At 34.0% G+C, this 24,466-nt stretch carries 16 protein-coding genes; 9 read left to right on the top strand and 7 right to left on the bottom strand.

The window, feature by feature from the left end; translation table 11 throughout:
- The first annotated feature begins 37 nt into the window (after positions 1–37).
- The 4 genes from IQ05_RS13835 to rlmB all read left to right on the top strand — a co-directional run bounded on the left by IQ05_RS13835 (position 38) and on the right by rlmB (position 7,329).
- Entirely contained in the window at positions 38–1,723 is a 1,686-nt protein-coding gene (locus IQ05_RS13835) for a BamA/TamA family outer membrane protein (protein ID WP_144893910.1), read from the top strand.
- A gap of 83 nt (positions 1,724–1,806) precedes the next feature.
- A complete protein-coding gene (locus tag IQ05_RS13840) occupies positions 1,807–4,929 on the top strand; it encodes a SusC/RagA family TonB-linked outer membrane protein (protein ID WP_144893912.1) in 3,123 nt (1,040 codons plus the stop codon).
- 13 nt (positions 4,930–4,942) lie between these two features.
- Entirely contained in the window at positions 4,943–6,523 is a 1,581-nt protein-coding gene (locus tag IQ05_RS13845; protein WP_144893914.1) for a SusD/RagB family nutrient-binding outer membrane lipoprotein, read from the top strand.
- A 71-nt stretch (positions 6,524–6,594) separates the two neighbouring features.
- A complete protein-coding gene (gene rlmB, locus IQ05_RS13850; protein WP_144893916.1) occupies positions 6,595–7,329 on the top strand; it encodes a 23S rRNA (guanosine(2251)-2'-O)-methyltransferase RlmB in 735 nt (244 codons plus the stop codon).
- A gap of 36 nt (positions 7,330–7,365) precedes the next feature.
- Here the strand turns inward: rlmB and IQ05_RS13855 are convergent, their stop codons facing one another.
- Complete coding sequence (locus IQ05_RS13855) at positions 7,366–8,142, bottom strand: rhomboid family intramembrane serine protease (RefSeq protein ID WP_144893918.1); 777 nt, start codon at positions 8,140–8,142, stop codon at positions 7,366–7,368.
- A 272-nt stretch (positions 8,143–8,414) separates the two neighbouring features.
- On the opposite strand from IQ05_RS13855, the gene IQ05_RS13860 reads away from it, so the two are divergent.
- Positions 8,415–9,692 carry a replication-associated recombination protein A gene (locus IQ05_RS13860; protein ID WP_144893920.1) on the top strand — a complete coding sequence of 426 codons (1,278 nt, stop codon included), beginning with the start codon at positions 8,415–8,417 and terminating at the stop codon, positions 9,690–9,692.
- A 61-nt stretch (positions 9,693–9,753) separates the two neighbouring features.
- On the opposite strand, the gene IQ05_RS13865 is transcribed toward IQ05_RS13860, so the two are convergent.
- The 3 genes from IQ05_RS13865 to radC are packed head-to-tail and all read right to left on the bottom strand — an operon-like array spanning position 9,754 to position 11,894.
- Entirely contained in the window at positions 9,754–10,503 is a 750-nt protein-coding gene (locus tag IQ05_RS13865) for a hypothetical protein (RefSeq protein WP_144893922.1), read from the bottom strand.
- Between the two features lie 2 nt (positions 10,504–10,505).
- The gene (locus IQ05_RS13870; protein ID WP_144893924.1) at positions 10,506–11,192 is read right to left on the bottom strand and encodes a YjjG family noncanonical pyrimidine nucleotidase; all 687 of its coding nucleotides are present in this window, start codon (positions 11,190–11,192) and stop codon (positions 10,506–10,508) included.
- Between the two features lie 9 nt (positions 11,193–11,201).
- The gene (gene radC, locus IQ05_RS13875) at positions 11,202–11,894 is read right to left on the bottom strand and encodes a RadC family protein (protein WP_086452773.1); all 693 of its coding nucleotides are present in this window, start codon (positions 11,892–11,894) and stop codon (positions 11,202–11,204) included.
- A gap of 147 nt (positions 11,895–12,041) precedes the next feature.
- Between radC and IQ05_RS13880 the strand changes: the two genes are divergently transcribed.
- The gene (locus IQ05_RS13880; protein WP_144893926.1) at positions 12,042–12,569 is read left to right on the top strand and encodes a DUF1287 domain-containing protein; all 528 of its coding nucleotides are present in this window, start codon (positions 12,042–12,044) and stop codon (positions 12,567–12,569) included.
- Between the two features lie 32 nt (positions 12,570–12,601).
- On the opposite strand, the gene IQ05_RS13885 is transcribed toward IQ05_RS13880, so the two are convergent.
- Positions 12,602–14,011, bottom strand: a complete 1,410-nt coding sequence (locus IQ05_RS13885) for a UDP-N-acetylmuramate--L-alanine ligase (RefSeq protein ID WP_262711543.1) — start codon at positions 14,009–14,011, stop codon at positions 12,602–12,604.
- A 61-nt stretch (positions 14,012–14,072) separates the two neighbouring features.
- Positions 14,073–14,723 (bottom strand): tetratricopeptide repeat protein, encoded by a 651-nt coding sequence (locus IQ05_RS13890; RefSeq protein ID WP_144893929.1) that lies wholly within the window; start codon positions 14,721–14,723, stop codon positions 14,073–14,075.
- A 243-nt stretch (positions 14,724–14,966) separates the two neighbouring features.
- Between IQ05_RS13890 and IQ05_RS13895 the strand changes: the two genes are divergently transcribed.
- The 3 genes from IQ05_RS13895 (at position 14,967) to IQ05_RS13905 (ending at position 23,347) form a co-directional block, all read left to right on the top strand.
- On the top strand, positions 14,967–15,956 hold the full coding sequence (locus IQ05_RS13895; protein ID WP_144893931.1) for a glycosyltransferase family protein: 990 nt from the start codon (positions 14,967–14,969) through the stop codon (positions 15,954–15,956).
- Positions 15,957–16,163: 207 nt separating this feature from the next.
- On the top strand, positions 16,164–16,625 hold the full coding sequence (locus tag IQ05_RS13900) for an Mpo1 family 2-hydroxy fatty acid dioxygenase (RefSeq protein WP_144893933.1): 462 nt from the start codon (positions 16,164–16,166) through the stop codon (positions 16,623–16,625).
- Between the two features lie 242 nt (positions 16,626–16,867).
- Positions 16,868–23,347, top strand: coding sequence for an alpha-2-macroglobulin family protein (locus tag IQ05_RS13905; RefSeq protein ID WP_158634596.1), 6,480 nt, complete (start codon positions 16,868–16,870; stop codon positions 23,345–23,347).
- A 69-nt stretch (positions 23,348–23,416) separates the two neighbouring features.
- Here the strand turns inward: IQ05_RS13905 and obgE are convergent, their stop codons facing one another.
- A complete protein-coding gene (obgE, locus tag IQ05_RS13910) occupies positions 23,417–24,418 on the bottom strand; it encodes a GTPase ObgE (protein ID WP_144893937.1) in 1,002 nt (333 codons plus the stop codon).
- Between the last annotated feature and the right edge of the window lie 48 nt (positions 24,419–24,466).

Raw genomic sequence — 24,466 nt, forward strand, 5'->3', positions numbered from 1 at the left:
TACAAAGATCTCATATTTGTATCACTAAATTTGCACAATGAGCAATAAAAAAAAAACACTTCTTTTATTTTTATTTCTAATATTAGAAAGCACATGTTACGCTCAAGAGTTTCGATTACAAATCATTGGAAATTCAAAAGAAGAAACCAAAAAAATAGACTCCTTAAATTACCAAACCAAACATAAAAATGTAAGTTCTATAAATGATGAAGTAGAAGGCTTTCTCAAAAAAGCTTCTTTTATAGGTTATATTGAAGTAAAAACATTTCAACTAAATAAAATTAACGACTCTACTTTTCAAAATAAAATTGATTTAGGACAACAAATAAAAAAAATTATCGTCACCATTCCGGATCTAGAAACAGTGACACTATTAAAACTACAAAAAAAAACAATTGAAATACATTATTCAGAAATCGAGACGTTTCTAGATCATACACTACACCTTCTAGAAGATACCGGATATGCTTTTGCAAAAGTAAAACTCATCAGTATAAAAAGAAAGCAATCTCTTTTACTTGCAGAATTAGACATTCAAAAAAACTCCACCCGAAACATCAATGCAATAGTCATAAAACAGGAAGGAAAAAATAAATTTCCAAGAGGTCATCTCACTCAAATAAACCGAAAATATAAAAACAAACTATTTAATTTAAAAAGTCTTGAACAAATCCATTCTGATTTTAATAAACTCAACTTTGTCAATCAAATAAAATACCCTGAATTTTTAGTAACCAAAGATACGACCAAGGTATATGTGTATCTAGAAAAGAAAAATTCGAATACCTTTGATGGGTTTATCGGCTTTAGCAATAATGAAAATCGTTTTACCTTAAATGGTTACTTGGACATTCAACTTGAAAACATTTTAACTAAGGGAGAACAAATACAAATTTTTTGGAAAAGCGACGGCAATGATCAAAAAACTTTCAAAGCGAGTTTAGCTTTACCCTATCTTTTTAATTCTCCGATAGGAATCCAAACAGACTTACAAATTTTCAGGCAAGACAGTACATTTCAAAATACAAAAACAACTTTAGGGTTAAATTATAGATTGAAAAACAATTCTGAAATAAAGTTAGGATACCATTCCACACAGTCCAGCGTAATCCAAGACGGTAACTCAAACATAGCGGGATTTAACAACAATTTCCTAACAATAGGTTATGAAAATAAAGATCTCTTCATCAGAAAAAATAGGTTTATACCACGTTTTGGTTTTATTGCTTTACTTGGAGCAGGCAAGAGAATAGCAGAGATAGAAACAGATCCAAAACCGACCAAACAAATTCAAATAGAGATAAAAAACATTCTCCTTTTTGAAATTAACTCCAAGAACTCCTTCTATATCAACAATCAAAATCATTACCTGGCTAGTTCTCAATATTTAGAAAATGAGTTGCATCGCTTTGGAGGATTTAATAGTGTTCGAGGTTTTCGAGAAAATAGTCTTGCTGCATTTTGGACATCTGCATTTTTAACAGAATATCGTTATGCATTGAATAGTAAATTTTATGTCCATACCATCGCGGATCTCGCTTACTTCAAAAGAACCACCCCTAAAGCATTAAGAAACAACCAACTAATAGGCATCGGACTAGGTTTTGGTGCACAAACAAAAAACGGATTATTACGCATTGCACTGGCAAGTGGCGCTTTAAATTCTCAGAGAATTAAAACTGAAAACGGAATCCTACATTTAAATTACAACATCAAATTCTAAATTTAACATTTTAAAACGATTTTACATTAGGAATGTTAAGAAAATATTAAGATGTTTGTCAAACTAATTCAAAATATTAAAAAATGAAACTAAAGTTTAATGGATTACTAGTACTCCTTGTAGTATTAGTGGCGCAAATTACATTTGCCCAAGAAAGATCTGTTTCGGGAACTGTTTCTGATAATGCAGGAATGCCTTTACCAGGTGTGAGTGTATTAGTGAAAGGAACTAAAACTGGAACGCAAACTGATTATGATGGTAAGTATTCAATCAAGGCGACACCAAGCCAAATCTTGGTATTTAGCTACATTGGAATGAAAACTCAAGAATTATCAGCAGGTTCAACAAGTTTAAATGTAAATCTTAAAGATGACTCAGTTGAACTAGAAGGAGTAGTAGTTACGGCTCTTGGTATTACAAGAAAAAAAGAATCTTTGAGTTATGCAACTCAAGAATTAAAAGGAGCTACAATTAATGAAGGTGGTTCAAATAATGCTGTATCTGCATTATCAGGTAACGTAGCTGGTCTACAAATTACTGCACCTTCAACAATGGGTGGGTCAACAAGAATTGTTATGAGAGGTATTGGATCTGTAACAGGAGAAAATAAACCTTTAATTGTAATTGATGGAATCCCTTTAGATAATGGAAACTACAATACAGCAAATACAGAAAGAGGAGCTGGAGGTAGAGATTACGGAGATGCATCAGCAGACATCAACCCTGATGATATAGAGTCTGTTACTGTCTTAAAAGGTGGACCTGCAGCAGCGCTTTACGGGAATAGAGCTGGAAACGGTGCTATTTTATACACTACAAAATCTGGCAAAAAAGGTGGAAGAGCTGAAGTTTCTTTCAACTCTGGAATAACTTTTGAGGAAGCTTACATAAGCCCAAAATTACAGAAACAATATGGTGGTGGTAGTTCATCTACATTTGTGAAGCAAGTAATAAACGGAAAAACTTACAATTTAGCAGATTATAAAACTGACGAAAGTTGGGGACCAAAATATGATGCCAATTTACTTCACTTGCCGTGGAATGCATTTGATCCAGAATTTGCTGAAGATTATTTAGTAGAAAAACCATGGCTTTCACCAAATAATGATGTAGATTCTTTCTTTAGAACAGGAATAACAAGAAACAACGCTATATCGTTTACAAAATCAACACAAGATACTGGTGTTAGATTTTCTTACGCAAATCAAAAAACGGAAGGTATCGTTCCAAACTCTTCATTAACAAGAAATACTTTTTCTGTTAATGCAAATACTCAACTAAGTGATAAATTAAAAGTTGAAGGTATGATGACTTACGTACAAACTAGAGGTTTTAACAGACCAGAAGTTGGATACGGAGACAATGGTCTTGCTCAAAAATTCTACCAATGGTCACAAAGACAATTGGATTATAATGATTTGAAAGACTATAAATTACCTAACGGCCAACAAAGATCTTGGAATAGAATTGCTTGGAATAATGCAACACCAAATTATTCAGACAATCCATACTGGATCATAAACGAAAATACTTCGGGAGATAAAAGAAATAGATTTTACGGGAACGGAAAAATAACTTACAACATCACTAAAGATTTATATGCAGTAGGTAACGTTTACGGAGATACTTACTCTTTAAATATCAACGAAAGAGTGGCTATTGGATCTCAAGCTACACCAAGCTACACTACATCTACTAGAACCCTTACTGATTTTAACTACGAAGGTCGTTTGCATTATGACAAAACTTTTGGTAAATTTAGCATCAACACATTTGCTGGAGCAAACAGAAGAAGTTATAATTTCTCTAGATTAACAGGTGCTACTGTAGGTGGACTATCATTACCAAATCAGTACAACTTATCAAATAGTAAAAGTCCTGCTTTAGCTACTAATTACGATGAAAAAACATTAACAAATAGTGCTTACGGATCTGTTGTGCTAGGATATAACAATATGTTATTTATTGAAGCTACAGACAGACAAGATTGGTTTAGTACTGTTTTCGAGCCAGTAAACTACGCTTCTGTTAATGGAAGTTTTATCTTCTCTGAATTACTTACAGATTACAAGTGGTTAAACTACGGTAAAATTCGCGGTGGATGGGCACAAGCAGGAAATGCTACAACTCCATACAGACTAGACAATTATGCAGATGTTTTAACTCCATTCCAAGGACAGCCAAGATACAGTCAACCAGGAACAGCTAACAATCCACTTTTAGTACCTGAATTAAAAACTACAAAAGAAATTGGTCTTGAATTGAGTTTATTCGATAGAAGAGTTGGAATTGACTTAACCTATTATGATGTTGCTACAACTGATCTTATTACCCCAGTACAAATTGACCCATCAACTGGTTTCAACTTTAAGTTATTCAATGCTGGAAAATTACAAAACAAAGGTATTGAGGCAACTGTAAATTTAAATCCTATAAGAACTACTGATTTCAAATGGGATATTACTTGGAATTTTGCAAAAAACAACAATAAATTAGTTGAATTATTACCTGGTGTAAATGAATTAATTATTGGAACTGCTCCATTTCAAGCTACTTTATTAGCGGTTACAGGACAACAATATGGTCAAATTTACGGAACAGACTTTACTTATGACGCTAATGGAAAAAAAGTTGTAGATGCTGATGGGTACTACATACCAACAGCAAGAAAATCATTAGGGGATATAACACCTGATTACAACATGGGTATTAGAAACTCTTTCAAATATAAAGACATAAGTTTAGGTTTCTTAATTGATATACAAAAGGGAGGAAGCTATTTTTCTACAACACACATGTGGGGTACATATTCTGGAGTATTAGAAGCTACTGCAGCTAATGGAATAAGAGAAAATGGTATTGTTGTAGATGCTGTATACGAAGACGGTACACCTAATACATCTGTTTTACCTGGACAAGCTTGGGCACAACAACATTATGGATTAGATGCATTGAACGTATTTGATGCTAGCTACGTTAAATTAAGAGAAGTGACTTTAGGTTATAGTCTTCCTAAAAAACACAGAGGAGTATTCTCTGATATTAGACTATCTCTTTTTGCAAGAAACTTATTCACTTGGGGACTTGATTGGGATGGAATGGATCCTGAGATGGCATCATACGGTAGTGGAAACACACAAGGTCTTGAAGGAGGTTCATTACCATCGACTAGAACATACGGTATGAACCTAGAATTTAAATTCTAAAACAAAAAATAAAATGAAAAAAATATTTATATCATTATTATCCGTCGCTACAGTACTTACTACGACAGTAAGCTGTACTGATAATTTGGAAGAAACAAACGTTAGTCCAAACAATCCAGACATTGCTAATGTACCCGCATACGGTGTATTTAATAGTGCTGTATCCGCTTTAATGACAAATTCTCGTGGTAGTTTTTCATCAGGAAGAATGGCATTACCTTGGATTCAATACTCTGCTCAAAGAAACTATACTGAAGAGGATAGATTTCAATTTAGAGAAGGAACAAATCAAAGTTTGTATACGGATTATTACACTGCTGCAGTAGATTTAAAAACGGTTATTGACCTCAACACCAATCCCGAAACGAAAGTCATCAATTCAGCGTATGGTAACAACAATAACCAAATTGCAGCTGCGAGAGTAATGCTAGCATATACTTTCTTACAGTTAGTAGATGCATACGGAGATGTACCATACTATTCTTATGGAAATAATGACCCTGATTTTCAAGCATTACAATTAAATGGTGGAAATATCAAACCAAAATTTGCAACTCAAGTAAAAATTTATGCTGACTTAATGAAAGAACTGAAAGAGGCTTCAGCAATGATTGTTACTTCTGAGCCAGTTTTTACACAAGGTGACAACCTGTTTAAAAGTCCAGTTAAATTGAGAAAATTTGCAAATTCATTACGTTTACGTATTGCAACTAGAGTTAAAGGTGTTGTTCCTGGAGCAGAAGCAAATGCTACAGAGGCTATAGCTGCTGGAGTTATGACTTCGAATGCTGACAACGTAGGCTTGACATTTCAAAAAGATGATATTAATCCAAGTGCTTTTTACAGAGATTTTTATTTATCTAACAGAACTGATTTTGCTATATCTAACACTTTAGTTGATCTATTGAAAGGAAACCTAGGCACTTTTGGAGTTGACCCAAGATTACAAAAATATGCCGCTCCAATAACAGCATCTAAGACAGCTGTAAAAACTTTTAGTTATACAGAAACAGATGACTTGACTCAGTATGTTGGTATGCCTTATGGTATTACAAGTTCACTAACAGCATCACAGCAAGGAGGCACTTCTTTTTGGAGTTCAAACGTTCTAAAACAGGACTATACTGAAATTTTAATGGAATATGCAGAAGTTGAATTCTTATTAGCTGAACAAAATGGTTGGAATAACACTAACTACCAAAACGGTGTAAGAGCATCTATGGAACGTTGGGGTGTTTCTCCAGTGAAAATCACAGCTTATTTAGCAACTTTAGCTCCAGCTAATCAAGCTAATGTATTAACACAAAAATACATTGCACTCTTTATGCAACCATACGAAGCATATGCAGAGTACAGAAGAACTGGATTCCCAACTACTTTATTGCAGCCAGGACAAACTTACCCATTAAACAAACCAAATCCTGATGATAATTCAACAACTTATAAATTTGAAGCATTAAGAGGATTAAGCGCAATGCCTTCTCGTTTTACATATCCTGCTAATTTAAGTCAACTTAACGGTGCTAATGTATCTGAAGCTGCTCAAAGAATTGGTGGAGATTTACTTACTACTAAATTAATTTGGGATAAATAATCTTTAAACCTAATAAATTTTACTAAAACCATCCCATTTTTTGGGGTGGTTTTTTTTTATATATTTGCACCATGGAAAAAGAACATCAAATATTTGGGATTAGAGCGATTATCGAAGCTATACAATCTGGCGCAACAGTAGACAAAGTATATATTCAAAAGGAGGCAAGTAGTGAACTGATGAAAGACTTGATGAAAGTGATGAAACGCGGAAACATCAATTTCTCCTACGTACCCGTTGAAAAGCTAAATAGATTAACTCCAAATAATCACCAAGGAGCTGTAGCTACTATCTCTCCTATTTCATTTTTTGATTTGGAAAGTTTAATAGATACAGTGCTTGAAAACGGTAAAAAGCCATTGTTTTTGATTCTGGATCAAATTTCAGATGCTAGAAATTTTGGTGCCATAATTAGAACTGCTGAATGTACAGGGGTAAATGGAATCATTGTTCAAAAGGCTGGATCGGCACCTGTGAATGGAGATACTGTAAAAACATCTGCGGGAGCAGTTTTTAATATTCCAATTTGTAAAGTGGAACACATCAAGGATGCTATATTTTTATTGCAAGCCAATGGAATTAAAACAGTTGCTGCCACTGAAAAGACGGAGCAAAACATATATGACATCTCTTTGAACGAACCTGTTGCAATTATTATGGGATCAGAAGACAGAGGTGTAAATCCATCTGTATTGAAAATTGTAGATGAAAAAGCAAAGCTACCAATGTTTGGAACAATTGGTTCCTTAAATGTTTCCGTAGCGTGTGGTGCCTTTTTATATGAAGCTGTTAGACAACGATCTTAACGCAATAAATATTTTTAAAATTTAAATGAGTTGAAACTATAGTTTTAACTCATTTTTTTTTGGAATCAACTCATATTGCACGGGTACACTAGACGTATAATACTCATAGATTGGAGATTGCTCGATAGGAACCGCAACGGGTAAATTGACAAAATTTCCTTTTTCATCAAACCGTTGCATGAATTTATCTTGCGAAGCATCATAATCCGGGTGTTCCCAATCGTATTTTATGGGCTTCTTTAACTGAGGGGTATCACAAAGGAAAGACAATACAATTCCTGAAATAAGACCACCCAAATGACCTTCCCAAGAAATTGACTTTTCAGTTACAATCTCGGGACTTGGAAAAACATACCATACTAATCCACCATAAATAACAATGACTGTAAGTGATAGGGCAACAAGTCTTTGATTTTTGGTTTGGATTCCTTTGAAAAAAATAAAACTAAACAACACGTAAATTAATCCGCTCGCACCTATGTGATAACTTTCCCTACCGATGCACCATGTTATCATTCCTGATAGAAGGATTCCAAATACAACAACAGGAACAGACTCTTTTGCATAAAAAAATTGCAAAGCTGCAAGCAAGATAAACAGCGGTATACTATTATTGTACAAATGCTCTACATCACCATGAATGAATGGACTTAAAAAGACACCTTGAAGTCCTGAAAAGGTTCGGGGATAGATACCGTTTTGATAAAAATCAAAGTCAAATTTTATTTGCAACCAATAAACAAACCACAATAGTACTACACTAAAAAATGGAAATAATAGAACTGAGTTTGTAAACTTAAAATGTTTGTCCATAGATGTTGACTCGATTGATCTAAAAAGCTAATTCATATTAACGAATACGATTAAAGTACAAAAATGCAACCAAAAAACATAAGATGTAATTTTGTCATGATAAAGCTGTTATTTCATAAAGCAACACGCCCTAGCCCAGATGGAAATGGCATCCTTTTATATCTTGTTTTTTACAAGATGTAAAAGATAGAATGTACAGCTGGAAAAAGCTCCAAATAAAGCTGTAATTTTACACCCATAAAAAGCTAGTTACAGTCAACCAAATTAAGAAAATGGAAGCACCACTTGCAGAACGAATACGCCCTCAAAAACTGGATGATTATGTGAGTCAGTCTCATCTTGTAGGGCCAAATGGATCATTGACACAGCAAATTGCTAAAGGAATAATCCCATCATTAATTTTTTGGGGACCACCAGGCACTGGAAAAACAACCTTATCACAAATTATCGCTCAGGAATCTAAACGTCCGTTTTATATATTAAGCGCTATTAATTCTGGGGTTAAGGACATCAGAGAAGTTATTGAAAAGGCAAAACAGAGTGGCGGATTGTTTACAGCCAAAAATCCTATTTTATTTATTGACGAGATTCACCGCTTTAGTAAATCGCAGCAGGATTCCTTACTCGCTGCGGTAGAGAAAGGCTGGGTAACCCTAATAGGCGCTACAACTGAAAACCCCAGTTTTGAGGTAATTCCCGCGTTACTGTCAAGATGTCAAGTCTATGTATTAAATCCGTTTACAAAAATAGATTTGGAGACCTTGCTGGAACGTGCCATGAAAAAAGATGTATTGATGTCTCAAAAAAATATTGAGCTCAAAGAAACCGAAGCTTTATTAAGGCTTTCGGGCGGGGATGGCAGAAAATTATTGAATGTTTTTGAACTGGTTGTGAATGCATCTCTTGATGACAAAATTATCATTACTAACGATCGTGTATTTGAAGTTGTACAACAAAATACGGTGCTTTATGACAAAACAGGAGAACAGCACTATGATATTGTATCGGCATTTATAAAATCGATTCGTGGTAGCGATCCTAATGGAGCTGTGTATTGGCTAGCCCGAATGATTGAAGGTGGTGAAGATGTAAAATTTATAGCCCGAAGAATGCTCATATTAAGTAGCGAAGATATTGGAAACGCAAATCCTACTGCTTTTATCATGGCCAACAACACTTTTCAAGCTGTGGCTACGATAGGTTATCCGGAAAGCCGAATCATTTTGAGTCAATGTGCAGTGTACCTTGCCACATCACCTAAAAGCAATGCATCCTACTTGGCTATAGGTACTGCACAACAACTCGTGAAACAAACGGGAGATTTACCAGTACCTATTCATTTGCGCAATGCACCAACCAAACTCATGAAAGAACTAGGATATGGTGAAGAATACAAATATGCACATGATTACACAAACAATTTTGCCGAACAAGAATTTCTTCCAGATACTATTACAAAAACACCTATTTATGTACCAGGGAATAATTCAAGAGAAAATACCATTAGGGAATTTTTAAAAAACCGCTGGAAAGATAAATATGGATATTAAACTTCACAGAAAAGCCTTGACGAATCAAGGCTTTTCTATGAATAGGAAGTACTTTTGTTTTCTAGAATTTTACATTGATTTTTTCTGAAACTAAGACATCGCTTTTATAATATTCAAAATACCATTGGTTCTCTTTTAAAATTAAAGAACCTTGAATATCACCCTTAATAGCTATAAATGAGTTCTTCTGAGAAGTTTTAAGCAATTTCATTACTACTTTTGGACTACTATCAATTAATTGAAAACCAGTTGATGTTGCTTGTGCATACAACAAATCTGCCCCTATAGATTGACTCATTGTTGTTACAACTTCATTCGTGTTTTTTTGAATCATCACACGATCTTTTGAGGCTGGCTCAACGACTTGATCTTGAGCAATAGCTTTAGTTCCATTATACTTATATTTCAAATTAAGTATTGATACAAAAGCTTTGTTGAGTGCTTCAGCGTAGGCTACTTGATACTCTTTCTCTCTACTAGATCCCATTACGGATTGAAAAATAATTTTATCATTGCAATCCTTTAAAACGACAACCAATTTTGTGGTTAAAAAACCATTTTCCTTAACAACATCTGCAAAGAGCAAATCACAACGATTATAATACTCTTGCGGCAGTTCCGCCTTTTTATAAAATGCTACAAAACCAGCTTTCTCAAAATTGTACTTTGTTAGCGTATTCATTCGATATTGATTCTCCACTTTAAGAAAATCGAACTTAAGAGGTACAATTACAGCTTTGTAGTTATTAATGGACTGTGCAAACGAAAAGTTAACAAGGAGCATAAACAAAAATAGGAGTGATTTTTTCATTATTATAAATATTTTTTGAGTTCTAATAAATGGTTAATTTGTTTAATATCGCCGCCGACTTCCATACTATTTTCATTAAAAAAAATAGCATCTAATCCTGCATTAAGTGCCCCTTGAACATCAGCTTCAAAACTATCTCCTATCATGACACTGGATGTAACAGCAGCGTTAGCACGTTGAAGTGCAAAATTAAATATGCCTGGATTTGGTTTTTTAACACCAGCCATTTCAGAGTTTGTTACTGTTTGAAAATAACTTTCAATTTTTGCATTGTACATTTTTCTGGATTGAACTTCTGCAAAACCGTTTGTTATGATATGCAAATTGTATTTTGGCTTTAAATACTCCAAAATTTCAAATGTTCCGTCAAACAGATGATTACTATCTGGTAAAAGTCTGATGTATTCATCGGAGATTTTATTGATTTGAGCATCCGAAATGGAGTAATCAATAGCATCAAAAGAATGTTTCAATCTATTGTAACGCAATTCCTCATGAGTAATTTTGTCAAACTGATATAATTTCCAACAATCTTGATTTATTGGTACATATTTATCAATGAATAGCTTAGGATCAACATCAGGGTGATTGTTTTTAAAAATAGTATTGAAAGTAAGTTCTGAATTTTTATCAAAATCCCACAATGTATGGTCCAGATCAAAAAAAACATCCGTTAATTTTTGTTTCATAATTTGTAATTAAATTATGCCTTCATCGGCAAAGCTAAAATAACTGTTTTCAGTCACTATAAGATGATCTAGTACTTTTATTTCTAAACTTTCTCCGGCCTGCTTTAATTTTTTGGTGATGTGTTTATCTGCATCACTGGGCACAAGTGTTCCTGAAGGATGGTTATGGCATAAAATTAAAGCTGTTGCACCATTTTCTAAGGCTGTTTTAAAAACGATTCGCACATCAACTAGTGTCCCGGTAATACCTCCTTTACTCAGTTGAGATTTGGCAATAATTTTATTAGAGTTATTCAAAAAAATAATCCAAAACTCCTCATGTGGTAGCTCTCCTATTACGGGTTGCATGATTTCAAAAATCACTTTACTTGAGGTTACTTTTTTTAACTCCACAGTATCCTCTGCTCTACGTCGTCGACCCAATTCAAGAGCCGCAATAATTGCAATTGCTTTTGCCTCACCAATTCCCTTAAAAGTGGTTAATTGTGCTAAGGATAATTTCCCTAATGCATTTAAATTATTGTCAACACTGGATAAAATTCGTTTGCTTAAATCAACTGCGGACTCATTCCGACTACCCGATCCTATCAATATAGCTATCAACTCCGCATCGCTAAGAGCACTTTTACCTTTGAGCATCAATTTTTCACGTGGTCTATCATCTTCGGACCAATTTGTGATGGGAAAATTAGTTTGTTCCAAGTCGTAACTTTTTAAAATTAAGCGTAATACAAAAGTAAAAATAACGTTATTTTAATTAAAGATAAAAATATGAAAGCTATTTATTTCTTACTAATTATTAGCATTTTAATGCCTTATGAATTAAAGGCACAGTAAGGCAGACCAAATATTCCGTTTGAAACACGACTTTCAAAAGCAGCTTTATCCATTATAAACCCCAATGTAATTTATGATCCAACGTATAAATCCATACCCTATCCTAAAGGCGATGTACCTAAAAACAAAGGAGTTTGTACGGATGTAGTCATTAGAGCCTACCGAAAATTAAATATTGATTTACAAAAAGAAGTACATGAGGATATGAAAAATCATTTTTCGAAATATCCCAACTTAAAAAAATGGGGCATGAAGGGGACTGATACAAATATAGATCACAGAAGAGTTCCAAACTTAGAAGTTTTCTTTGAAAGAAAAGGTAGAAAGCTACTAGTATCAGATAAAGCTCAAGATTATAAAACAGGTGCTATTGTAACTTGGATAATTAACGGAAAACTTCCTCACATAGGTATTGTAACTCATAAAAAAACGAGTGACGGCATGCGTCCACTACTTGTACATAACGTAGGATCAGGTCAAGTACTAGAAGACTGTTTATTTAAATACAAAATAGTAGGACACTATCAATATGAAAAATAAAAGGCACCATAATAATGGCGCCTTAAAGTTTATTACTGCATTAGATTTTTGACCTCATCAAAATTTAATCCGCCATAATTACCGGAACTCATCAACAACAACGCCGAATTGTCTAAATCAAGGTTAAACAAATAGTCTTTAAAATCTTGTGGATTGGTATAAATAATCAAATCTTCTCTGTTAAAAGCTTTGGCTATTTGATCATAAGTTACTTCTTCAAGTTGTTTGATTTTTACAGCATCAGGGGAGTAAAAAACAACTGCTACATCAGCATATTCTAATGCTCCTTCATACTCTTTTAAGAACTCAGCATTCAAGCTACTGTAGGTGTGCAATTCTAAACAAGCTACTAATTTACGATTTGGGTATTGCTCCTTTACCGCTTTAGTTGTGGCAGCTACTTTGCTAGGTGAGTGTGCAAAATCTTTGTAGGCCACTTTTCCTTTTCCTTCGGCTATTTTCTCTAGTCGTTTACTCGCACCTTTAAAACTAGCAATTGCCTCGTAAAAATCAGCTTCATCAACGCCCATGTTTTGGCAAATCCATTTGGCACCAGCCAAATTATTTAAATTGTGCGCGCCAAAAACTTCAATTGGCATATCCCCTTCTGGAGTTTCAAGAAGTGTTACTCCATCGCTCACTGTATATTGAGGTGTAGCATAGGCTAATTTACGGATCGGATTAGTTGCAGCCTCAGCAACGCGCTTCACTTCGGCATCGTCTTCGTTGTATACTAATATGCCACCGTTAGTAATTTTATCAATAAAAATTTCAAATTGCTCTACGTAATTTTCGTAAGTCGGAAAAACATTTATGTGATCCCAAGCAATACCTGAAATTAGCGCAATATTAGGCTGATACAAATGAAATTTAGGACGCCTATCTATAGGTGATGACAAATACTCGTCTCCTTCAAGTACCATGAAATCATTTTCTTCGGTCAGATGTACCATCGTATCAAAACCTTCGAGTTGTGCTCCTACCATATAATCTACAGCAATGTTATGATAATGCATTACGTGTAAGATCATTGAGGTAATAGTTGTCTTTCCGTGAGAACCACCAATCACTACGCGGGTTTTGTTTTTTGACTGCTCGTATAAAAATTCTGGATAAGAATATATTTTCAACCCTAAAGCTTGCGCTTGTAGTAATTCAGGATTATCAGCTTTGGCATGCATACCCAAAATAATTGCTTCTATATCTTGGGTGATCTTTTCGGGAAACCAACCCATCTCTTGCGGAAGTAATCCTTTTTTTTCTAACCTTGATTTAGAAGGCTCAAAAACTGCATCATCACTACCTGTAACTTTATATCCTTTGTTGTACAAAGTAAGTGCCAAGTTATGCATGGCGCTACCTCCTATTGCTATAAAATGAAGATGGTTAGATGTATTTGAACTTAATACCGATGGGTTAGAATTTGGATGTTTAGTTTCCATATTTATATTTTTCTGAATTTTATTTACTCATTGGCCACAGCCAAATAACGGAGTGAGATTATTATGTTTTCTTTAATTTATGTTTGTATAAATTGTCTAATTTTTGGGAACCTACTTTTGTACTACCCGCCTGAATGGCTTTTTTATATTGATTTTCTGCAGCGGTGTATCTCTTAAAATATTCTTCTATATGCCCTCTTGAAAGGTAGCCGTCTACAGGTGATAATTTTGCTAATTCATTTGAATATTTAATTGCTTTAGACTCGCTTCCGCCAACAATTCCAGGCAACTGAATATACAATTCTATCAATGCCCATCGGGAGTCAATATGCTTTGGGTTTAATACAATGGCTTTTTCAAATGAAGATTTAACCTCATCAATCATTCCAAGCGCTTTAAACTTATTCACGGTCTTGGCTTTCATACCAAGCGCACCACCATATTTATAATAATAATCTGCCTCTGATGGCTTTAGCACTTTGAGCTTTTTATAATATACTATAGCTTTGTCCCATGATTTAGATTGACCCGCAATATCGCCTAGGTATTCTATAACCTTAGTATCAGCAGGATTGGTTTTCAAAATGCCTTCAAAAAGAACTTCTGCCTGACTGTATTTTTCTTCCTTGAAAAGTTTCTCTGCTTTTTCAAAATTGGATTGAGACCACATCATCATTGGCAGCAATAAAAAAGAATAAAGAATTTGTTTCATTTTTCAAAAATAAGAAATTTATATAAGGATGTGAAAAGATTATGAGCCAACATTGCAACTAAAAGTATAATGAAATAGAAAACTTAAAAAAACTTTCCCATAACATGCTGCTCTTACTTTAGCTAGAGTTTACATGCAATGTTATTTACACTGCTATTTCACAAACAAAGTTCTTGCCACAAAGTCAACTTAGTATAAATGAATTAGTAAAAAGACTCTATTTTTCGCAACCAAAAAAACAATATGAAAATATTTTATGCCATTCAAGCCACAGGAAACGGCCACATTAGTAGAGCTACACAATTATATCCTTATTTACTTCAACACGGAACAGTAGATTTTTTCTTGAGCGGTAACAATGCCAGCTTAGATCTTAAAATACCTATTCGATATAAAAGCAATGGCTGCAGCTTATACTACAGCAAGTGCGGTGGACTCGATTACTGGAATATTACAAAAAATATCAAACCCCGCCAAATCTACAAAGACGCTGATGCACTACCACTTAAAGACTACGATGTGGTAATCAATGATTTTGACGCCATCACATCTCTAGCTTGTAAAATGCAAAACGTCCATTCAGTTCAATTGGGACATCAAGCCAGTTTCCTCTCTAAAAACACTCCCAGACCCGATAAAAAAAACATCATGGGCGAACTCATTTTACAGCATTACGCTAAAGCTCCTAAGAACATTGGCTTGCACTTTGAAAACTACGACAGCTTCATAAGGCCTCCCATAATCAAGGACAAAATAATTGAAGCCAATCCCCAAAATTTACAACACATCACCGTTTACTTACCATCTTTTGACCAAGACTGTCTCGAAAAAGCGTTTCAAAAGTTACACGATGTAACATTTCATTGGTTCCTTAGTAGCGTAACTCACAAACACACCATTCAAAATATTACCTATTATCCTGTAAACCAAAAACAATTCAATAAGAGCCTCATCACTTGTGACGGAATTATTACGGGCGGAGGTTTTGAAACTCCAGCCGAAGCACTATACCTCAAGAAGAAAGTATTGAGTATACCAATTCGCAATCATTACGAGCAGGAATGTAACGCCGCAGCACTAAAAAAACTTGGGGTTCCGGTAGTGTATACCGTTGATAAAGAATTTGATACTATAATTTCAAACTGGTTAAACCTCAAAATTACCTATCCCGAAATGCAGGCCAATAATATTCCTGAAACGCTTCAATACCTTTTTGATACCTATCGAGATTAAAATTAATTTTGGGGAATGCCCCGCAAAAAAAGCGGGTCGGGCTATACAGTACAATCTTTTTTGCGAAAAAAATGCAAAAAAGGATTCCCCTTTCTATCCCTCATTCAGCACTGCTTTAAATAGTTAAGTCAATCCGAAAGCTAAACTGAAAAAATAAAATATTTAAGCAAAATCTAATTTATTTATTACTTTAGTAAAAAATAAATTATGAAAACATTAGCAGAATGGTTTGAAGAATATAGCGTAAGCCACAAGAACCTGACCAATAAAAAGATTCATTATATCTGTGTACCTCTTATCTTTTTTTCGGTGGTAGGTTTGTTCATGAGCATCCCAAGTGGCGCTTTATCTCCCCTTGCCTCACTACATCCAGCACTTGCCAATTGGGCTTTTGTTATATTGCTATTTGTTTTGTTTTTCTATTTTAGGCTTTCCTTAATAATGGGAATAAAAATGACCTTCTTTACTGCTATTTGTCTCATCGGAAATTATTTAGTATCCCAATACGTACCACTAGTTTGGTTTTCTATAAGTGTATTCACCGTAGGATGGATTGGTCAGTTTTATGGACACAAAATCGAAGGTAAAAAACCATCCTTTATCAAGGATTTACAATTTTTATTAATTGGCCCAGCATGGGTAATACATTCGGTGTTTAGCACCAAATAAAAAAGATATTTTTCTACTTCGTTTCTTTACAGCATAAATAGAAAAAAACAGTATCTCACAAAACAGCAACTTAAAATAAAACAGTTGCTGTTTTTTTATGCCTAGTATTCCCAAAAAAACTAGTAAAACTCTTTATAAATTGCATTCAAAAAAAGTGTAATTTGTAGCGCAATTCAACCAAGATAAAACTTCAATAGACATAGCTATTTACCATGAAAAAATACATCTTAATTTTATTTTTTATGACAGTAACCGCCTTCTCGCAGCAGTATGAAAAGAATTGGTCACAAATCCTAGTCCAAGAAAATAAAGGCAAAATAAAAACAGCAAGTAAACTTGTTGATGCGATTTACAAAAAAGCAAAAAAAGAGAATAATGAAGTTCAAATCATTAAATGTTTTTTTTACAAATCAAAATACCTGCAAGTTCTTGAAGAAGATGCACAAAGCCAAATCATTCGCAATCTTAAAGCCGAAATAAATACTGCAACTATACCTTCAAAAGCAATTTTGAACCTAGTGTATGCGAAGTGTTTAATAGCTTATAAAAATAAAAACTCCTATTTGATATACAATAGAACTAATACTACTAGTCTTGAGGATGATTTTCTGACTTGGACAGCTAAAGACTTCGAAAAAGAGATCTCTTCTTCGGTAACAAAAACACTAGCAGACGAAGCTGTTTTAAAAAAAATACCATTAACAAAATATGAAGCAGTATTTGATTTTTCAAAAAACCAAGACATAAATGAATCCTTATATGCTTATATATTGGGTGAAAACATAGACTATCTTAAAACAAATCTTAATTATTGGCAAAGCAGAAATAACAAACAACTGCAAGCCATGAAGGAGGAACTTTTTCAGGATTCAGAAAATTTCGTAAAATTAAAATTTGATTTTTTAGAAAATGACCTCATCAAACTTGTACTTCAGTTATACCAAGAACTGGAAAAAGAACACAGCACTAGTGAGAAGCAACTCACCCGCATGAAATTCATTCAGGCTTACGTAAATATTTCTCATGAATTATATTTAAAATTCTTAAACCAAATTAAAACGAAACCCAGTGACACCATTAGCAAAGAAAAAATTCAAATAGAAAACGCAAGTATCCTTCTTGCAAATACTTCAAAAAAGAATTTCCCTGATTACAATAAAAATGCACTTGCATTACTGGATAGCATTATAAAAAACAACACACGAACAAATGCTTTTAAACAAGCTGTACAACTGCGTCACACAACAACGTTAAAAACACTGACAGTTCAACTTCAAAAACAGTCTTATACAAATGAAAACACCAGAGCCTTTGTACAATACAAAAACATAAACAAACTCAAGGTTACATTTTATAAAATAGATCAAAAAACAAATCAAATTCTACAAAAAGCGACTTATAACAAAGACAGCTTAGTTCAAACCATTAGAGCTAAAAAAGAAATTGCAACTAGAGATTATGATTTAGAAAACAAAAAAGATTATTTTGAATACACCACAGAAATCCTCCTGCCACAACTAGAGACAGGAACTTATTTAGTATATCTAGAAAGTGATTCCTTTAATGTAAATGAAAAAGCCTTTGCATTTAAAACTCTAACCGTTACTAATATTGCTGTATTGGCCACGCATAAAAATAATATGCAGTGGTACCAAGTTTTAGACAGAAAGACAGGGAAACCTCTTGAAAATGTTTCTGTTAAATCACCGCGTCAAACACTAACCACTAACAAGAAGGGAATTGCTGTCGCACCAAAAGAAAACGACAATGACAATGATGAAATCTTAGAATTCTCCTTAAAGAATGACACATTAACATTAGAAAAACAATATGTTTACAACACCTATGATTACGAAATTAAAGATGATGCACCAAAGGCAAAGGTAGAATTCTTTTTAGACCGAGCTATTTACAGACCAGGACAAACTGTTTACTACAAAGGGATTGCATTCCAAAAAAACAATAACACCTCTCAAGTTGTATCCAAAACTAGTTTTCATATTCGACTAAAAAATGCAAACTATGAAACTTTCAAAGAATTTGATGTCACTACAAATGAATTTGGTTCTTTTTCTGGAGAATTTAATATTCCAAAAACAGGTTTAACCGGTGAATTTAGAATAGAGGGTGAAGAACCAGCTGATTATGAAAAAGATGTAATTTATGACACCATAAAGGATGAACATCCATTTTGGGATGTTGTAGAATTCAACCATAGTATTGCTACATTTCAAGTTGAAGAATACAAACGTCCCAAATTTGAAGTGACTTTTGAACCGTTTACCAAAACGTATCAAGTCAATCAAAATATTTTAGCAACAGGTCAAGCCAAAGCTTTTTCAGGAAGTTCAATATCAGATGCTATCGTTAAATACGAAGTGAAATTAATTACTTTGTCTGCCAGAAATGGATACGATTTTAATTTTGACAATGAAATAAAATCCATTTTAATTGGCGAAACTAAAACCGATGCTTCAGGCAAATTCGAAATCAATTTCATAGCCAATCCCTCAAACAACATAAGCAAAGATAATCTTCCGCTTTTTAAATACCTCATCCATGCAACGGTTACTGACATTAATGGTGAAACACATATAACCCAAACCGAGGTGATTGTTGGATATCATACTTTAAAGTTAACGGCATCGGTACAGCCAAGTATAAAAACTAGTGATAAAAATCAAATCACATTAAACAGCACCAATCTCAACAACGCATTTATTCCCACGCAAGGAGAGATTAAACTGTATTATGTAAGTCCGTTTGCCACTAAATTTAAACCTAGGATTTTTAGTCAACCAGAAATTGTATCTATTCCTGATGAGGAATTTGAAAGACTTTTTCCTTATGAATTGAACGAAAAACAAAATGCAGTAAAGCCAACCGAAACATTAGTTTTTTCTAAAAAAGTGATTACTGAAAAGGATAAGGAATTACTTTTAGATTTTATTTCTGATTATAAATCTGGTAATTACAGAGTAGTATTTTCAGCTATGGACAACTTTAATAATCCAATAGAAACAAGTTCTAATTTTCAAATCATTCAAAGTAAAGACAAATTTGATTCCAGCAAGTTATTTAAGGCAAAACAACTTAATGAAGATCCAAAAAAAGATGGATTTGTATTGGTAAAACTATCCTCTACTATACCTAATTTGTACATCAACACAACCGGAAACTACCATGGCTATATCTATTTTGAAGATGTGTTTCATTTAGAAAACAACGAAACTATTATAAAAATTCCTCTAAAAAAGGAATTCGAAAATGAAATCTGTATTGGTTTTGAATCTGTATTTGAAAATAACACTTTCCAAGATCGTTTAGAGATTTACTTAAAAAAGGTGGAACCTAGTTTAAATTTCTCCATAGAAAGTTTTAGAAATAAAATCCAGCCTGGAAGTAATGAAAATTGGTCTTTCCAATTAAAATCATCAAATACCATTCAAGAAGCTGAAATTTTAGCCTCAATGTATGACAGCTCTCTTGACCAGTTTACAAAGAAAAAATGGAGTGACTTAAAAATAAATGACTACTACTGGAATTCATTGCGCTTCAAAAATTGTTTGGGTTTTGATAAAGAATACATTACACTTTTAAATTTAAATCCCTTTTTAAATCCCATCACCTTTGATATTGAAAACACGAATTTAATGTGGTTTGGTTTTGACTTTAATGACTCCTTTACTTCAAAAAATATTGACGAATACCGCAAGCAAATCAACAATAAAAGTAAAAAACCACTGAATGCCAAAATGATTTCAGGTTATGTTTTTGATAAAAACGAACCTCTTCCTGGAGTTGTAATCCAAATTGACGGAACAAATCGAGGTACACAATCAGATTTTGATGGATATTACCAGATTGAAGCAGCACAAGGAGAAGAATTAACCTTCTCCTATATTGGTTTTGACGTAAAAAAAATTACCGTAACCACAAAGGTAATAGATGTACAGCTTGAAGAGTCAAGCTCTCGTTTAGAAGAAGTCGTCGTTAAGGGGTATGCCGGTCAAAAAAGTAAAGCGTCAACTAACGCAACAGCAGCAGTTGTTGAAGAAGCACCAGACAACGCCATTTACGCTACCCTAGGAATAGACAAACAGCTAGCCGAAACCGTAAAAGGTTTACAAGTATCAGGAGCAGCAAATAAAATAATTATTAGAGGTGCGAACAGTACATCTGCATCCATTGACGCACTTTGTATCGTTGACGGAGTACCCATGACCATGGAGCAAATAAAAGCAATTGCACCAAATGACATTATTGACATCGAAGTTTTAAAAGCCGACAAAGCCATCGCTTTATACGGAGAAAATGGCAAAAATGGTGTCATAATCATCACCACAAAAAAAGCACTTGAAGCCTTAACACAAGTAAAAGCAAGAAAAAATCTTTCTGAAACTGCTTTCTTTTACCCAAATCTAAAAACCGATAACAAAGGAAAACTGAGCTTCAGTTTTAGTGCACCAGAGGCTTTAACCAGTTGGAAACTCCGTTTGTTGGCTCATAACAAAGTCGCTGTTTCAGGGTATTTAGAAAAAATGACCGTTACTCAAAAAGAACTGATGATTACTCCTAATTTTCCTCGTTTTTTTCGAGAAAGAGATTCAATCGTGATTACAGCCAAAATTGCAAACATCACCAATGGAACTAAAAAAGGAATGGCCGTTTTACAACTTTTTGATGCCACTACCATGCAAGCAGTTGATGTTAAAATGGCAAATAATAACACCGTCAAAAACTTCACTATTGCAGCATTTGGAAACACATCTGTAAATTGGAAAATCTATATTCCTGAAGGCCTACAAGGAGTACAATATAAAATAGTAGCAAAAGCAGGAGACTTTTCAGATGGTGAAGAAAACATTGTACCAGTTTTAACGAATAGCATGCTTGTCACAGAGAGCACTCCAGTTTGGGTTAGAGACAATTCTAAAAAAGAGTATTCACTTGAAAATTTAAAAAACAACACCTCTACTACTTTAAAAAACCATCAATTTACCTTTGAGTACACCTCAAATCCTACTTGGCTCGCCATTCAATCCTTGCCATACTTAATGGAATACGAACACGAATGTGCTGAACAAACATTTGCACGTTTCTATTCGAATGCGTTGGCGTCAGAAATCATTTCAAGCAATCAAAAAATTGAAAATCTTTTTAAAACTTGGACAGCAAACAAAAAAATTGAGTCCAAACTGGAGGAGAACGAAGAATTGAAATCAATAATTCTAGCCGAAACACCATGGATCAATGATGTAAAAAGTGATGCCGAAAAAAAGAAAAACCTAGCTTTACTTTTTGATTTGGAGAAAATGAAAAGTTCGCAAGAAATTGCTTTTTCCAAATTAAAACAGAAACAAAAACCTTCTGGAGGCTTTGGCTGGTTTGACGGCGGAAATGAAAGCGAATATATTACAAGACATATCTTAGCAGGTCTAGGACATTTATCAAAATTAAGTACCACCACTAACAGTACTGAAAAAATAGCACAAATTGCTAAAACAGGTATTCCATTCTTAGACCAAAAGTTTTTAGAGCAACATAAGAATAGAATAACAGCAGCAACTCCATCACAAAAAATAATTTGGCACAATCCGTACTCTGAATTGCATTACCTCTATACGCGTAGTTTTTACGTAGAGCAGCAACCTCTTTCTGATACAATAAAGAAAGCCACAAAATGGTATATAGAAACTGCAAAAAAAGATTGGCTTTCCTATTCCTTGTACGAAAAAGGTTTGGCAGCAATAACATTAAATCGATTTGGTGAAAAAGATACCGCCAAAAAAATAATCGAAAGCTTAAAAGAAACAGCCTCTAACAATGAAGATTGGGGCATGTACTGGATTGCTAACAAAGCAGGCTGGTATTGGCATCAAGCACCTATTGAAACACAAGCTTTGCTCATTGAGGCTTTCGCCGAAGTGACAAACGACAAAAAAGCAGTAGACGAAATGAAAGTTTGGTTGCTAAAAAACAAACAAGTAAAGAATTGGCCTACCACAAAAGCAACTACCGAGGCTGTCTACGCACTCCTAATGCAAGGAACTGATTGGTTGAGTGTAAAAGACAATACTGTGATCAAAATTGGCGACGAAAAAATACTTACCAAAAAACTCTCCGAAAACGCAAAAGAGGCCGAAACTGGATATGTGAAACTCAACTGGAAATCTGATGAAATCAAAAAAGAAATGGGAACTATTAGCATTCAAAACAAATCAAATGTCCCTGGATTTGGCGGAATTTATTGGCAATATTTTGAAGAATTAGATCAAATAAAAAATCATTCTGGAGGTATTTTATCGGTTGCAAAAGAATTATTTATCAAAAAAAACACAGCTAATGGTGATGTATTACAAAAAATAAATGCAACACTTCCATTACAAATTGGTGATTTAGTTACCGTGAGGTTAATTATTACGGCGAAGGAAGACATGGAATTTGTTCATTTAAAAGACCTAAGAGCCTCTTGTTTTGAACCCGTAAATGTACTATCTGAATACCAATACAAAGGAGGATTAGGATTTTACAACAGTACAAAAGATGCTGCTACTCATTTCTTTTTTGACTACATAAACAAAGGAACCTATGTATTAGAATATGACATTCGTGTCAATAATGCAGGATCATTTTCAAATGGAATTACAACTATTCAAAGTATGTACGCCCCAGAATTCAGTAGTCATACCAAAGGGATTCGTATAAAAGTTAAAAAATAAATGAATAATGCCACAAAAAAATCCGCTTCAATTTCTTGAAGCGGATTTACTATTTTAAAAAGTAAAAAATTAGTCGTTCAACATTTTCCACAATTTGTCTTTTAATTCTGTAAGTCCCTGTTGCGCCACAGAAGATATAAACATGTATGGAATATCTTGAAAAGATGCATCCAGTTCTGTTTTCAATTCAGCCTTTAATTCATCATCAAGCATGTCGCATTTAGAAATCACTAATAAACGCTCTTTATCTAGCATTTCTGGGTTGTACTTGGTCAACTCATTCACAAGAATATCATATTCCCCTTTGATATCTGGTGTATCAACGGGAACTAAAAATAACAATGTCGAGTTACGCTCAATGTGTCTTAAAAAATAATGCCCTAAACCTTTTCCTTCAGCAGCTCCTTCAATAATTCCCGGAATATCAGCAATCACAAAAGATTGAAAATCTCTGTAAGCCACAATTCCTAAATTAGGTTTTAAAGTTGTAAAAGGATAATCCGCAATTTTTGGCTTAGCCGAAGTCAAAACAGATAATAAAGTGGACTTACCAGCATTAGGAAAACCAACTAAACCTACATCAGCAAGTACCTTCAATTCCAAAATAACATCCATTTCTACGCCTGGTAAACCTGGTTGAGAGTATCGTGGTGTTTGATTGGTTGAGCTTCTAAAGTGCCAGTTTCCTAAACCACCTTTTCCGCCGCGAGAAAGGACTTGTTTTTCGCCTTCCTCAGTAATTTCAAATAAAATTTCTCCTGTTTCCTTATCTTTTACAACAGTACCAAGTGGCACCTCTATGTATTTATCATCTCCATCAGCACCAGTACTCCTATCTCCACTTCCATCTCCACCATTACCTGCTTTGATATGTCTTGCAAACTTGAGATGAAACAACGTCCATAATGCTTTATTTCCTACTAGATAAACGTGTCCACCTCTTCCACCATCACCACCATCTGGCCCACCATATTGTATGAACTTTTCTCTATGCAAGTGCGTAGATCCTTTTCCACCTTTTCCAGATGAAACATATATTTTAACGTAATCTACAAAATTTCCCTCAGTCATTTTTTTTAGTATTCAGTTACAGTTCTAGTTTATTAGTTCTCATATTAA

This window comes from Flavobacterium tiangeerense (genome assembly GCF_007830355.1).
Taxonomy (GTDB): Bacteria; Bacteroidota; Bacteroidia; order Flavobacteriales; family Flavobacteriaceae; genus Flavobacterium; species Flavobacterium tiangeerense.

Coding starts and splice junctions, on each gene's coding strand:
- IQ05_RS13835 (WP_144893910.1), top strand. CDS start 38: ATGAGCAATAAAAAAAAAACACTTCTTTTATTTTTATTTCTAATATTA.
- IQ05_RS13840 (WP_144893912.1), top strand. CDS start 1,807: ATGAAACTAAAGTTTAATGGATTACTAGTACTCCTTGTAGTATTAGTG.
- IQ05_RS13845 (WP_144893914.1), top strand. CDS start 4,943: ATGAAAAAAATATTTATATCATTATTATCCGTCGCTACAGTACTTACT.
- rlmB (WP_144893916.1), top strand. CDS start 6,595: ATGGAAAAAGAACATCAAATATTTGGGATTAGAGCGATTATCGAAGCT.
- IQ05_RS13855 (WP_144893918.1), bottom strand. CDS start 8,142: ATGGACAAACATTTTAAGTTTACAAACTCAGTTCTATTATTTCCATTT.
- IQ05_RS13860 (WP_144893920.1), top strand. CDS start 8,415: ATGGAAGCACCACTTGCAGAACGAATACGCCCTCAAAAACTGGATGAT.
- IQ05_RS13865 (WP_144893922.1), bottom strand. CDS start 10,503: ATGAAAAAATCACTCCTATTTTTGTTTATGCTCCTTGTTAACTTTTCG.
- IQ05_RS13870 (WP_144893924.1), bottom strand. CDS start 11,192: ATGAAACAAAAATTAACGGATGTTTTTTTTGATCTGGACCATACATTG.
- IQ05_RS13885 (WP_262711543.1), bottom strand. CDS start 14,011: ATGGAAACTAAACATCCAAATTCTAACCCATCGGTATTAAGTTCAAAT.
- IQ05_RS13890 (WP_144893929.1), bottom strand. CDS start 14,723: ATGAAACAAATTCTTTATTCTTTTTTATTGCTGCCAATGATGATGTGG.
- IQ05_RS13895 (WP_144893931.1), top strand. CDS start 14,967: ATGAAAATATTTTATGCCATTCAAGCCACAGGAAACGGCCACATTAGT.
- IQ05_RS13900 (WP_144893933.1), top strand. CDS start 16,164: ATGAAAACATTAGCAGAATGGTTTGAAGAATATAGCGTAAGCCACAAG.
- IQ05_RS13905 (WP_158634596.1), top strand. CDS start 16,868: ATGACAGTAACCGCCTTCTCGCAGCAGTATGAAAAGAATTGGTCACAA.
- obgE (WP_144893937.1), bottom strand. CDS start 24,418: ATGACTGAGGGAAATTTTGTAGATTACGTTAAAATATATGTTTCATCT.